Here is a 12,706-nt window from a genome sequence, read left to right as displayed (position 1 = left end):
TTATTTTATGGTAAACGAAAAGAAAAAGTATCAAATTTTTGGCATGCCGCTCACACTTTTCGGCATTATTTCGGCAGTTGTAATTGCTGCAACGTGGTGGAACAAGCTGCCCGGCGGAATGATAGGAGCCCTTCTCTTGATGATGGTACTTGGTGAAGTACTAAACATTATCGGCGATAACACTCCTATAGTAAAAACATTCTTTGGAGGAGGGCCGATCGTAATTATCTTTGCATCCAGTGCCCTCGCTTATTATAATATTTTGCCCGAAGGAATTTTAAAAAATACTTCAACCTTTATGAAAAGCGGAGGCTTTTTAGACTTTTACATCGCAGCCCTTATCACAGGTTCTATCCTGGGAATGGACAGAAAGCTTTTAATTAAGGCTGCTATACGCTACTTCCCGTGCATTATAGGCTCCGTTGTGGCAGCATTGGTTTTGGTTGCAGTAGGAGCTCCTATTTTTGGAATGAAAGCAACGGAAGCTATAGCCTATATCGGTATTCCAATCATGGGCGGAGGAATGGGAGCAGGAGCCGTTCCGATCTCCCAAGTATTTTCATCTGCATTGAAAATCCCCACAGAGCAAATCTTGTCTAAGCTTGTACCGGCAGTAGCCCTAGGTAATGCCCTTGCAATAGTGGCCGGAGGTGTACTCGATAAACTCGGCAAAATGAAACCTTCTTGGACGGGAAACGGACAGCTTCTCGCAAGCGGAACATTTGAAGTTCCTAATGATGAGGAACTTCAAAGACATTTTTCTTTGCAGGAGTTCGGAATTGCTATCGTTATTGCAACAGCCTTCTTTACATGGGGAAATATAGTCTCTAACCTATTTAAACTTATCGGTGTAAATATTCACACCTATGCTTGGATGATTATAAGCGTTGCTGTTGTAAAGGCTGTAAATATCTTGCCCAAAAACTTTGAAAATGCTTGCGCTCTTTGGTATAAATTTGTTGCAAAAAACTTTACCGCAGCACTCTTGGTAGGTATAGGCATTGCATATACAAATCTCGGCGATATTATCGGAGCATTCAGCATTTCTTATGTTGTACTTGTACTCTTGGTTGTAATCGGTGCAATAATCGGTGCAGGACTCATAGGAAAACTTGTAGGCTTTTATCCGATTGAAGCTGCTATCACTGCAGGTCTTTGTATGGCAAACATGGGAGGAACGGGAGACGTTGCCGTTCTTACGGCTGCAAAGCGCATGGAACTCATGCCCTTTGCTCAAATCTCATCCCGCTTGGGAGGTGCATTTATAATCCTGCTTGCCTCGTTCTTAGTCCCGCTGTTCTTTGGCGGCTAAGAGTTAAGTTTTTATAAATCTAAAAGAAAACCTCCTGATTCTTAAAGGGCTCAGGAGGTTTTTTCTATGCCTTATGTTCTGCCGTAAGGTTCTCCTATTAAAAGCTCACAAATCTGTTTGGTTTTTTCGTCCGCATCTTCTTTTTTACCGCCTGCTTCTAATCTATTCAGTTCATCAAGAATTATTGTATGATTTTCAGGACTTACATTAAATTTAAGACCGAAGAAGATACCGAAAAGAATCATAAAAAGAGGCATTATTATAAAGGAAATCTTTACACCCTTTAAAGTACTCTCCTTTTGCTGCGGCTTTTGAACCTGCCCTATACCGGAATATTTAAAATCAATCTTATCCAAAAGCTTCTTCAAATCATAAAGGTCATCTTTTGTATAAAAATCCCGAGGTTCGATTTTTTTATAAACCTCTCCCGATTTTGTATAAGAAGATTCTACCAGAAATTTCTTATCAATTTCATTGAAGTCTTTTTTATCAAAAGAAGAAAGTAAATTTTCAAAAACATCTTGAGGGATCTCGTCAAAGTTATTTTTTCCTTCAAAGTATGAAAAAAGAGGATTAGCATTTTCATTCTTTTTTGCTTTTTTATACATGGAAGTAATAATTTCGTCTGTATCTCGGCTCATGTATTTTAGATGGAAATTCCCGTCTTCCCGCAGAGAATAATACTTATTTATATTTTCAAAGTTTTCATTATTTTTTACAGCCAAGTTTTGAGCTTCTTCAAATTGCTTTTGGGTCAACACCGAAGGTACGGGGTTTTTATAACCTATACCGCTTAAAACAAAGCCTATTGTAGTCATTATCACCAAGCCTAAAAAAAGTTTTCGGGTAAGAGTCATCGCAGCCGAATAGGTTCCGGCTCTGTTTTCTCCGCTCATAAGTTTGTCTATATCGGCCAAAAAGGGAAGAAGCTGATGAGGAATCAAATTGTTTGCCGAAATTCCGATACCCATAAGCACCATGTTCAATATCAAAAATACCGGATTTGTTTGAGGCGTATGGAAAGACATAAGGACTATGGAAACGGCAAAGATGATTAGGGCAGTAACATAGACGGGCTTATGCCCTTTTTTGTTTATTATGCGGTTATGAATGGGAAGGGTCGCCATCATTGTTAGTAAGAGGGCCCCTTGGGCTATTATAAAAACATTTCCTCGGTTTAAATAATCCACAATGTAGAACAAGACCAAAGACATAACTATATCCAAGGCTCCGTAGGAGCAGACATACATAGCAATATGAATTCTGCAAGACCTGCTTTTAAAAAGGGACAAGAAGTTTTTTATAAATTTAGCGTCCGATTTTTTTTGGCTCTTTTCTTCCGGCAATTCCCATGTTTCAAAATAAAGAGGAATCCATGGAAGGGCGAAGATAAGGGCAAAAACTATACTCATCACAAAGTAGCCCATCATACTGCCGTGAAAGGCATCGATAATGGGTTGCGCCAAAAGCCCTCCCAAAAGGGTGGCTATAAAAGAAAACATAAGGCGCGAGCCGTTAAGTTTATTCCTTTCGGTAAAATCCTTAGTTATCTCGGCTGATAGGGCCGCATAGGGTATGTAGGAAACGGTCGAAACGGTAAAAAATATAATGTAGGCTATCGTATAAAAGATGAATTTTCCGGCCTGACTTTCGATTCCTGTCGGAACCCAAATTATGATAAAGGAAAGAGCGATTGGAACAATTGATACCAAAAACCAGACTCTTCTTTTCCCGAAACGGTTTTGCGGAGTATTATCGGCAATGTAACCCATCATAGGATCCGATACGGCATCCCAAAACTTTCCGATTGCAGGTATAAGCCCGGCCAAAACAGGATGAAGCCCTATTACATTTACCAGATAGTACATTGCAAATGTAGTAACGATAAAAAAACAGCCTCCGCCGTATAAATCGGCAGCCCCATAGGCGAGATAAGTCCGCCAAGTCATCTTTCTTTGTTTGTTTAACATAAGGATTATTATACAATAGCTTTTAAGGGAATGCAAGCGTAATTTCTTACAAAATCATATGAAAAAAAAGTGAGAAAATCCCTATTTTATTAAAATTTTACTATTTATTACAAACAATTTCTATAATAATTATGAAAGGGAAAAAATTTTTCTTCTTTAAAAAATTATTAACGAGGCTTAATTATGAACAAACTATTTAAAATCACCCTCCGCAACGACTATGCCTTTAAGCGAGTATTCGGAGTTGAAGAAAACAAAGATGTATTACAGGACTTGCTCGAGTGTATCTTAGACATTCCGCCTGAAACCATCGCAGACTTGGAACTTCTCGATAAGGAGTTTCAGAAAGAACTTTTAAGTGAAAAATTAGGTATCTTGGACATCAAGTTAAAACTAAAAGATGGAACCTTTGTAGACATTGAAATTCAAAACAGTTGGCATTTTGATTTTCCTGAAAGAACCCTGTATTATTGGTCTAAAATGTACAACGAAAACATAAAACAAGGTCAAGACTATACAAAACTGCCAAAGTGTATTACAATAAACTTGATAGGAAAAGGTATCAATTCTAAAAAAAAATGAGTGGGAATTATAATCAATTTTGACTATTTTTGATGTGGTTTTTAGCGGGTTTTGGTGGGTTTTAACGATTTTTTAAGGGGCTTTTGGCCCCTTTTTTATTTGATTTTACATCAAAGGAATATCGGCTAGAGAGTGGGTTTTGATGTAGTTTATAAGGTCTTTTTTAAGGACTTCATGGTCGGAATTAACCGGAAGAAGGCCGCCTGAAATCATGCGCTGGATTGTAGGTTCAGAAACATTACAAACAAAGGCAGCTTCTTTTGAGCTTAGGATGGGCGGGCAGTTTGGGAGAATGTCGATTTTAATCTGCATTAATTCCGGGAAGGCTTCGATTTCTTCTAATGATTTCTTGTAGATATTCATTTAAATCCTCCTGTAAGGTGTCATCGTGATCGTCTAAAATAAAGCCTGCAAGGTCATACCAAGGGATGCGGTATACGCCTAAAAATAAGACGGCATCAAGACGGAATTGGTGGAGAATCGTCTGAAGCTCATCTCGGGAACAATGCAGGATTGCACATGTTTCTTTTAGAGAATAAAAATACTTTCCGGCGATACGGGCATTTTGAATTAAGCCTTTAACGGCGGTCTCCCTTTCTTGTTGGGAAAGAGCGGTTCTATATTCTCTTAAATTTTCAAACAATTCTCCTTTAGCCATATTCGTTTTCCTGTCTAATATTTCTTTTCTATAATGCTTAAGAATCCCATAACACGGCGAAGCTCTATCATGCTGCAATCTTCCAAGCATGATTTACCCATTTTGTTTAAATAACCTTGTAAGCGGTTTTTACTGTGATTACCGAGAACTGCATTTGCCTTAGCTCTTACAGCATTCAGGAAGCGTTGAGATTGCGGTGTGAAATTTTGAGAACTGCCTAAGGGGGCTTTTCCTTGCGCTATAAGAATTTTATTTAAGGCATCTATTACGGATTTAAACTGTTTTATGTTTTCAATCTTAGAAGCTGAATCTACTCCGGCATGGTCTAAAAGAATACCGATGTATTGTTCATCCGTGATTTTAGCCTTATTCTTTTGTAGATGAATAAGAGCCAACATTTTATTTCTGCTTGCTTTGTTTACTGATGTATTCATTTTTTTCCTCCTTTAATTTTTAACCTAATCGATTTATCATTTCTTCGGTAATGGTAGAAAGCCCCGAAGCATTGGCGATATTGACCAAGGCTCTTGCTTCGTTTGCAACCGTACGGAAACCACCTCGGGCTCTTTTTGATAATAGGTTTGCAGTTTTAAGATCAAGTGTTAGTCCTGCGGCCGAGCGGTAATAAGCTGCAATGTCGATTTCCTTTATTGGGTCAAAGACTACAATAGGATGACGCACTCGCGAGCGAAGACGAGGAACCTGATCGATTTTACTTTTTAAAGCTTCTTCTCCCACAAAGAGAAAGGGAAGATTACAGCGTTCGTTTATTCCTCGTAAAGTTTCAAGATGCTTGACCGGGCATTTATCGGCTTCATCAATGATTATAAGATGCCTCTGATAAAGGCAGGATTGCTCTAAAACAGTGATACACTTACTCATTGAATGAGGACGGGTGTTGGCCACTTCGTAACAGATGTCGCGCAGAAGCTGGGTGATGGAAGAGCCGTCAATGTAAAGGATGTAGACAGCGTTTGAGTTTTCGGAAACAAACCATTTTGAGGTAAAGGTTTTTCCTCTCTCAGCTGTTCCGATGACCATACCTAGACTTGAAGAAAGAGAACCTTCAGGATCGGCTAAGCTTGAAGCAAGGTTTTTGTAAGCTGAAACAGAGGGAGTCATAACAACTGCTTCAAAGTCGAGGCTGATACCCGTTTTTTCTTCTTCAATGTTTTCGGTATTGTAACCCGCTTCTTTAAGAAGGCTTAAGATTTCGCCTTCCTTTTCTTTCCAATTAGGATAATCTTTTGAGGCGACACGCGAAACAGTTGAGCGGTTAAGCCCTGTAATACGTGCAGCATCTCCGTGGGATAGATTGTTAAAGTTTAAAACTTCTTTTAGTGCCATTTTGTTTTCTCCTTTCGGGCTTCAAGCCCAAGATTGATTTTAGTTTCAAAAAAGAGCCTTTCATCTTCACTCATATTTTTTTCATATTTGAGTTTAAAGGCTTGATCGGCTTCACTTAAAACAGCCCCGTCCATAACCGCATCAAGAATTGCATCAAAGCGGTCGCGCTCTGATGAGTAAACACTTCGGCGGTTTTGAGAGGCGTTAATAACAATGGTAAGACGCTCCCCTACAGCTTGGGCAAAATCGGAATCGGTCAGCTCAGGATCCGGTAAAAACTTTGCTTCATTTTCGTTTGAGATTTTCTTTCCTTGTTCGAGATTTTTATAACGGCTTGAGGTAATAACCTTTCCGAAGCCCTTAATTGCTTTTGAATAGCTTTCCGAAACAGCCCGAATGTTAGAGTTCTTTTCTTCGATTGCAGCAGCAACGGCTTTTTCATCAAAGAAATCGATACGCTTTTCAGGCGTTAAAAAGATAGCTTCTCCGGTTACAGGATGAATGGCGTAAACTCCGGAAGAAGGATCATCGGGATCGAAGCGGACTTCGATTCTTTGACCTTGAAGCCCTGCAAGATTATTGCGGTTTTGACTTACCATTTCGGAAGTAAGGTTAGGCCCTACATAGTTAATACCCGATATTGTAATGCGGTTATTTCGGACTATGCGGTGGTCGGGTTCCATAAACAAGGCTTTGATATCTTCAAGCTTAATACGGCTAGGCTCCCAGCCTTCATCTTCAATTGCTTTCATCATTTCATCACGCGGGGAATGTTTCAGCGTAGAGTGAATGCGCTGCTCGTATGTTTCGAGAGCAAGGTTAGCTTGTTCTACAAATTCTTCATAGTGCAAAAGATAGCCGTTAGCTTCCTGCCAATTAAGACGGCGGGTTGCCTCTTCATCTTCTGCGGCCGAAGCTTTGATATTCCGGACATATCCCGGAAGGAAGCGGTCTAATAACAATTGCTCAAAAGTTGAAAAGAACCTTTCAATCGGTTTTGTCTTTGCGTTTTTTACACGGGCAAAGATACGCCTGTTTTTCTTATGCCAGACCTCGCAAGTGTCAGCCATGGCGATGACAGCCCCGGATTCATCTTCTAAAGCATAGTGTCCGTCTTCGGTTTTGAATAGCTCGGCCTCATCGGAGAACTTCATTCCAAAAGTTTGCAAGGCTTCAACAAGCCAATCAATTTTTTTAGCTGTTTCAGGTTTTCCGTTATCGTTGTAAGTGGAGCCGAATTTACCGAAGCGGATAAGCCCTTGCCGTAAGGCTCTTGCAACAGTACGGAAGTTATAAGGGCCTGCTTCAAAAGAAACACCATAAGGAAGGCGGGTACGCATATCAAGCCATGCGTAACATTCAGGCCTGAACTTTTTTCCTTTTGAATCTACTACCCAAAAATTGAAACGGTGCTGGTCGCCGACGACAACCTCAAAAGGTTTCAATGTCGATAAATCACGGGCAATGTAAAAGAGGTTATCAAGGGCTCGTCTGCCGCCTTGAGTGTAGTCAATCAAAAGGGTGCTTAAAGTTTTTAAGTGCTTGTATGCCGAAGGCTCGGAGCCTACAGCCCAGCCTTTTTCTAAAGCGACCTTACAGGTTTGATTGTAAGCATTGCGAACCGTGCAATAGCCGACATCTCTTTGAACGGCAAGGTAAAAAGCTTTTAAAAAGGAAAGAGCTTCATTGTCCCAAGCAAAGACCGATCTTCCCTGTTTGGGTTTTTCGACCGGGAGATAACCGTTCTCTCTTATCTCTTTTATGTATCGGCGGACAGTGGATACGGAAAGACCGAACCTGTCTGAAAGCTCTTCCTCTGCCATTCTTACAGTAAGCCCCGGACGGCGGGTTTGCCATGCTTAAAAAACAGATTCGGCTTAACGGTACAAGGAGTTTAAATATGGCAGAAATATCATGGCCTGAAGAGTTACCTGAAACATTACAGCTTGAAGGATTATCGGCATCTTACAGCGATCCGGTTATAAGAACAGAAATGGATGCAGGGCCTAAAAAAATGAGAAGGCGTTACACGGGAGCAACCAAAATAATTACAGGCAATATAACCGTTACAATCGAACAGCAAAAGATTCTCGAAGACTTTTACAGGCGTGTAATAGCTTACGGAACAAGAAGATTCAATATGAAGCACCCTCAAAGTTTACAGGTTAAAGAGTTTAGAATGATAGAGCCTATTAAAGAAGTTTCAAATGGAGCCGGGCTTTATGATATTACAATTACGCTGGAGGAGTTTTAAACATGACAAAACTTTCAAAAAGAGCCATAGAGGCCTTAAACAGAAACGAAACGGATGAGATCTTTTTATATTGCTTGGAAATAGAGGTTGAAGGAGAAGAGGCTTGGAGGTTTGTAAACAATAATGAAGATATTATCTCCAGCGGGAAGCGATATACGGCTTGCGGGTTTACCGTTTCTCTTCCTTCCCAAAAAAACGAAACGGGAAGCGAAACCTGCCGACTTGCAATAGACAATATAGACAGCCGTATAATGCAGTTTATTACAAAAGGAATCGGAAAAAAGATAACGGCAAGGATTATAATTATTTTGGCGGACACTCCCGACATTATAGAAAAAGGGCCTTTAAAGTTTATCTTGCGGAATGTATCTGTAGATAAGGCAACCGTTCAAGGCGACTTATACGATTTTTATTTGTTTGACAGAAATATTCCTGAAGGCCGTTTTACTCCTAAAGATTTTCCGGGACTTTTTTAATGCTTGCTCCTTGGGTAAAAAAATACATAGGCATTCCTTTTCTTTCAAACGGCAGAGACAAAACTTCTTGCGATTGTTACGGGCTTTTATATTTGATTTATAAATTTGAATTTGATACGGAGTTACCTCTTCTTTTATCCGATTATAAAAATGCTTGCGATGTAAAAGAAACAAAAGAAATTTTTAAAATAAATAAGCCTTTGATTGCAGGAGAAAAGCTTGATACTCCGGAGATAGGAGATGTGGTTTTACTTAACTATCAAGGCCTTCCTTCACACATAGGCATTTACGCAGGAGACGGGTTTATACTTCATACAACCGAAAAATCGGGGAGCGTTTTACAAAAATTAAGCTCACCCGAAATAAGGGGAAGAGTGGAGGGGTATTACCGTGTCAATAAAAATTATCGCAAAGGTTCATCCCTTTGATGCAAAAAAAAGAATTATAAAAGAAAGTGAACCGAAACCTTTATACTCACTTTATGAAGAACTTAATATAGGGTTGCCGATAGAACATGCACACTTTTTAATCGAAGATGAAATAATTAAAGATATAAATAAAACCCCTAATGACGGACAAACTGTTTATATTGCAGTACATCCGGGAGGCGCAGGATCAAGTCCTTCGAGTACTGGCAAAGGAATGGCTATAGGCGGAGCATTGGCAATCCTTGCAGGGATTTTAGTAACGGCTATTTCTTTGGGAAGTTTGACCGGAGTGGGTGTCGCTCTTATAGGAACGGGAATAGGAATGCTTGCAGGCGGAGCTGTCTTATTAAACTTGGATATTCCAAATTTAAAAGACAGAGAAAAACCTAAGCAAAACCCTTCCATAAGGGGAGCTAAAAATAGAGCCAATCAATTAGGGTTCATTCCTGTTGTTTTAGGAAGACATCTTATATATCCTGACATGGCTGCCAATCCTCATTTTGAAATTGAAGGAAACGATCAATATTTAATACAGCTTTTTTGTGCAGGTTATAACGATATAGAGATAGAAAAAGATTCCATTAAATTAGGGGACACTTTATTAAAAGAATATTCAGAAACAAAAAATATAGATAAAATTCTATCAGGAGAAGATTCTGCTGTCAAATTACAGATTTTAAAATCGGGAGAAGAGTGTTCATTTTATAAAAGGTCAGTAAAAGATGAAAATATAAACCAATTATTGAAACATTCTTTTGAAGATGGAAAAGACGGAAGTATAGTAAGAACAACGCCTTCAAAAACTACAAAGATAAATGTAGATATTTTCTTTTATTCAGGTCTTGGGAAATATAACGACAAAGAAGATATAGTGAGTGCTTCTGTAGAAGTTGCCTGTTATTATAAAAAAGAAAATGCTCCTGATTCGGAATATTCGTTATTAGGTTTTTTTAATGGCGATAAAAACTTAATCGAAGGAAAAGAATTAAAAACAAAAAGATTTCAAATAACAAAAGAGGGATTGTTTCCGGATAAATATACTTTAAAGTTTACCCGTATTACTCAAGACTCGGAAGACAATAAAATAGTTGATGCCGTTTATGTAGGAAGCGTTCGATCCTTCACAGATGACAGGCCAATCCGTTTTGAAAGACAAAAGAATTTGACAATAGTTGCACTTAAAATAAAGGCAACAGAACGCCTTAACGGCATAATAGATTCTTTAAACTTTATAGCTCAAACTAAAATCCCTGCACATAAAGGAAATGGAGAAGGCCCGGCTTCGTGGGAAGAGAAATTGACCTCAAATCCCGCAGCAATTTTAAAATATGTTTTGCAAGGAAAGATAAACTCTAATCCGGTCTCAAATGAAGACATAGATTGGGAAAGCTTTGAAAAATGGGCTTTATGGTGCGATGAAAAAAAATATTCTTGTAACGCAGTTCTTTCCGATAAGGCAACTCTTTCGGAATTGATTACGATGATAACGCATACTGCCAGAGCCGATGCCGTTAAAATAGACAGTAAGTTTTCGATTGTACAGGATGTCGAAAGATTAAGTCCCGTTCAGTTGTTTACTCCTCGAAATACGAAGTCTTATAGTCAAAGCCTTTTATTTGCAGATATTCCTGAAGCTATAGAATTTAATTTTATTGATGAGGCCTCAGGCTTTAAAGAAAATGAAAGGATTGTTTATGATACGCCTACAGGAGAGGCAGGAGAAACCGAAGCTTTAAAAAAGCAGCAAGAAACGCTTTGGGGTGTTACAAATGCAATGCAAGCTTTTAAGATAGGGCGGTATCAATATGCCTGTATGCACAACAGACCTCGTGTGCATAAAATTGATGTAGACCTTGAATTTTTAGTTTGCACTAAGGGAGACAGAATCCAATATGCGGGAGATACGGGGCTTATCGGGATAGCTTATGGACGGGTTAAGGGAGTAGAAACTTTAAACGGTTTAACTACGGCCGTTATATTGGATGAATATATTGAAGCAGAAAAAGGAAAGACTTATGCCTTACGTTTTAGAAAAAAAGACGGCCGCATATTGATTGCAGATACAAGACCTTTATCTGCAAGTTATACAAACAAAATAGAATTTGAACTCGCGTTAAACGAAAATGATACACCTCAAGAAGGGGATTTATTTACTTTCGGAACAAAACAAAAAGAATGCCTTGATTTAATAATTACTTCTATAGAGCCTACAGATGAATGGAATGCTTCGATCATTGCCGTAGACTATTCTCCCGAGATTTTTGGGATAGATGATCCTTCTTATGTTGTACCTCCTTTTGATAATAAAGTTACAAACATAGATGGAAGTATTTCCGATTCAGGAAGTGTAGAGCAATGGAAGTATTATTACACTTATAATGACAGAGAAGAAGAACCCTTAAGACCTAAAGGGGATGGAACAAAAGACGGTTGGCATCGTCTTCAAACTAAAAAAAGTATTTGGGTGTCCACAAAAAATGCGATCAATATAAATGAAGGTCAATGGACTGCACCTGTAAGACTTAAAGGTGAGAAAGGCGAGCAAGGTATTCCCGGAGAAGCCCTATCCTTCCCCACCGACATTGACATTTTAAGCCTTTTTAACTTTGACGAGACACCTCAAGCCCTACCCGCTCCCAATCCGTCGTTTACAGCTTGGAAATCTAAAATCATTGAATACGATTGCACAGATAAACAAGAAATCAAGATGACTTTTGAGGAAGCGTTAAATAATGTAATTATTTTATCGGGAGAATTAAAAAACGATTTTACATTAAAACTTTTCTTTGACAAGCAAAACGGCAATGGTGCTAAACAGTATTTGATAGTTTATAAATTGACGGGTAATTTTACTGTTACAATTCAAACCGTCGAACTCTCAACTAATAAAATCTCGCAAAATATAAACGCCGAAACATTCGGCCTCGGCTGCTATGCTGTCGTAGATTTTAGAGGCAATGTGTGGGCTTTTGAAGGGAATATTAAACAATCCCTAATTGATGAAATTTTGCAGCATACAGAAAATAAACTTAACAATAATGCCCAACAAACAATTACTAATTTAAAGAATGAAATAAATAATTTTTATCTTCAAGAAAAAAATAAAATGAATATGTTTATCCAACAAAAAATGGATGAAATAAAAAATTATCACAAAGATCGCTTTATTAAAGAGTCCGGAGCAATCGGAGAAATTCGATACTTCACAAGCAAAAAATATACTTATGGATATTTGTATGCAAACGGTTATTCTTTTATCCCGGAACTTTACCCCGAGTTTTATCAATTTTGGCTTGAGAATTTTGGGGATAAAAATAAGAAAAACTATCTAGGCTACGATGCTTTCGGTTATCCAAAATTGCCTGATCTGCGAGGTGTTGCCTTAAGAGCAGTCGACGACGGAAGCGGCCGAGGCGGTGCAGAATTGGCACTGGAGTATCAGGGAGATGCTATAAGAAATATAAAGGGAGAAGTATCTTTTGATTCCGGTAACATAATGCTAGGATCAAGCGGCCCTTTCTCTAGTCATTATACCGGAAGCTCAAGGTCTTGGTCATCGAATTCGTCTTGGGATAAGCAGGTATTACAATTTGACGCCTCCCGTGTAGTCCAAACAGCCGAAGACAATAGAGTTAAATCTTACGGGGTTTACCCGTTTATTAAAGTTATATAAGGATAT

At 38.7% G+C, this 12,706-nt stretch carries 11 protein-coding genes and 1 pseudogene; 6 read left to right on the top strand and 6 right to left on the bottom strand.

Annotated features, from left to right (window positions below; genetic code table 11):
* Positions 1-7: 7 nt before the first annotated feature.
* Positions 8-1,312: a 2-hydroxycarboxylate transporter family protein gene (locus tag HGJ18_RS00450; RefSeq protein ID WP_253697068.1), complete on the top strand. Its 1,305-nt coding sequence runs from the start codon at positions 8-10 to the stop codon at positions 1,310-1,312.
* Between the two features lie 71 nt (positions 1,313-1,383).
* Here the strand turns inward: HGJ18_RS00450 and HGJ18_RS00445 are convergent, their stop codons facing one another.
* A complete protein-coding gene (locus HGJ18_RS00445; RefSeq protein ID WP_253697067.1) occupies positions 1,384-3,282 on the bottom strand; it encodes an MFS transporter in 1,899 nt (632 codons plus the stop codon).
* Between the two features lie 183 nt (positions 3,283-3,465).
* Between HGJ18_RS00445 and HGJ18_RS00440 the strand changes: the two are divergent.
* A pseudogene (locus HGJ18_RS00440) lies at positions 3,466-3,861 on the top strand (Rpn family recombination-promoting nuclease/putative transposase); the annotation flags it as partial.
* 108 nt (positions 3,862-3,969) lie between these two features.
* Here the strand turns inward: HGJ18_RS00440 and HGJ18_RS00435 are convergent.
* Genes HGJ18_RS00435 through HGJ18_RS00415 form a run of 5 tightly spaced genes read right to left on the bottom strand, consistent with a single transcriptional unit; the run spans position 3,970 to position 7,692 of the window.
* Complete coding sequence (locus tag HGJ18_RS00435; protein WP_253697066.1) at positions 3,970-4,227, bottom strand: helix-turn-helix domain-containing protein; 258 nt, start codon at positions 4,225-4,227, stop codon at positions 3,970-3,972.
* Positions 4,166-4,522, bottom strand: a complete 357-nt coding sequence (locus HGJ18_RS00430) for a hypothetical protein (protein WP_010696348.1) — start codon at positions 4,520-4,522, stop codon at positions 4,166-4,168. The genes HGJ18_RS00435 and HGJ18_RS00430 overlap by 62 nt, the downstream gene beginning before the upstream one ends.
* Before the next feature lie 14 nt (positions 4,523-4,536).
* Positions 4,537-4,956: a hypothetical protein gene (locus HGJ18_RS00425; protein WP_253697065.1), complete on the bottom strand. Its 420-nt coding sequence runs from the start codon at positions 4,954-4,956 to the stop codon at positions 4,537-4,539.
* A gap of 19 nt (positions 4,957-4,975) precedes the next feature.
* Positions 4,976-5,869: an AAA family ATPase gene (locus HGJ18_RS00420; protein WP_253690128.1), complete on the bottom strand. Its 894-nt coding sequence runs from the start codon at positions 5,867-5,869 to the stop codon at positions 4,976-4,978.
* Entirely contained in the window at positions 5,860-7,692 is a 1,833-nt protein-coding gene (locus tag HGJ18_RS00415) for a Mu transposase C-terminal domain-containing protein (RefSeq protein WP_253697064.1), read from the bottom strand. Before HGJ18_RS00415 ends, HGJ18_RS00420 begins: the two co-directional genes overlap by 10 nt.
* Positions 7,693-7,769: 77 nt before the next feature.
* Between HGJ18_RS00415 and HGJ18_RS00410 the strand changes: the two genes are divergently transcribed.
* Genes HGJ18_RS00410 through HGJ18_RS00395 form a run of 4 tightly spaced genes read left to right on the top strand, consistent with a single transcriptional unit; the run spans position 7,770 to position 12,700 of the window.
* Entirely contained in the window at positions 7,770-8,123 is a 354-nt protein-coding gene (locus HGJ18_RS00410) for a hypothetical protein (RefSeq protein WP_253697063.1), read from the top strand.
* A gap of 2 nt (positions 8,124-8,125) precedes the next feature.
* Positions 8,126-8,599: a DUF1833 family protein gene (locus HGJ18_RS00405; protein WP_253697062.1), complete on the top strand. Its 474-nt coding sequence runs from the start codon at positions 8,126-8,128 to the stop codon at positions 8,597-8,599.
* Positions 8,599-9,027 carry a C40 family peptidase gene (locus HGJ18_RS00400; protein ID WP_253697061.1) on the top strand — a complete coding sequence of 143 codons (429 nt, stop codon included), beginning with the start codon at positions 8,599-8,601 and terminating at the stop codon, positions 9,025-9,027. Before HGJ18_RS00405 ends, HGJ18_RS00400 begins: the two co-directional genes overlap by 1 nt.
* Positions 8,990-12,700 carry a glycine zipper family protein gene (locus tag HGJ18_RS00395; RefSeq protein ID WP_253697060.1) on the top strand — a complete coding sequence of 1,237 codons (3,711 nt, stop codon included), beginning with the start codon at positions 8,990-8,992 and terminating at the stop codon, positions 12,698-12,700. The genes HGJ18_RS00400 and HGJ18_RS00395 overlap by 38 nt, the downstream gene beginning before the upstream one ends.
* The last annotated feature ends 6 nt before the right edge of the window (positions 12,701-12,706 follow it).

This window comes from Treponema denticola (assembly GCF_024181405.1).
In the GTDB taxonomy this organism is placed as follows: Bacteria; Spirochaetota; Spirochaetia; order Treponematales; family Treponemataceae; genus Treponema_B; species Treponema_B denticola_D.
Note: the sequence above shows the minus strand (reverse complement) of the source record. Positions and strands in the feature narration are given on the sequence as shown.

What these genes read in the sequence shown, in the direction of transcription:
- HGJ18_RS00450 (WP_253697068.1), top strand. Translation starts at nt 8, where the DNA reads ATGGTAAACGAAAAGAAAAAGTATCAAATTTTTGGCATGCCGCTCACA.
- HGJ18_RS00445 (WP_253697067.1), bottom strand. Translation starts at nt 3,282, where the DNA reads ATGTTAAACAAACAAAGAAAGATGACTTGGCGGACTTATCTCGCCTAT.
- HGJ18_RS00435 (WP_253697066.1), bottom strand. Translation starts at nt 4,227, where the DNA reads ATGAATATCTACAAGAAATCATTAGAAGAAATCGAAGCCTTCCCGGAA.
- HGJ18_RS00430 (WP_010696348.1), bottom strand. Translation starts at nt 4,522, where the DNA reads ATGGCTAAAGGAGAATTGTTTGAAAATTTAAGAGAATATAGAACCGCT.
- HGJ18_RS00425 (WP_253697065.1), bottom strand. Translation starts at nt 4,956, where the DNA reads ATGAATACATCAGTAAACAAAGCAAGCAGAAATAAAATGTTGGCTCTT.
- HGJ18_RS00420 (WP_253690128.1), bottom strand. Translation starts at nt 5,869, where the DNA reads ATGGCACTAAAAGAAGTTTTAAACTTTAACAATCTATCCCACGGAGAT.
- HGJ18_RS00415 (WP_253697064.1), bottom strand. Translation starts at nt 7,692, where the DNA reads ATGGCAGAGGAAGAGCTTTCAGACAGGTTCGGTCTTTCCGTATCCACT.
- HGJ18_RS00410 (WP_253697063.1), top strand. Translation starts at nt 7,770, where the DNA reads ATGGCAGAAATATCATGGCCTGAAGAGTTACCTGAAACATTACAGCTT.
- HGJ18_RS00405 (WP_253697062.1), top strand. Translation starts at nt 8,126, where the DNA reads ATGACAAAACTTTCAAAAAGAGCCATAGAGGCCTTAAACAGAAACGAA.
- HGJ18_RS00400 (WP_253697061.1), top strand. Translation starts at nt 8,599, where the DNA reads ATGCTTGCTCCTTGGGTAAAAAAATACATAGGCATTCCTTTTCTTTCA.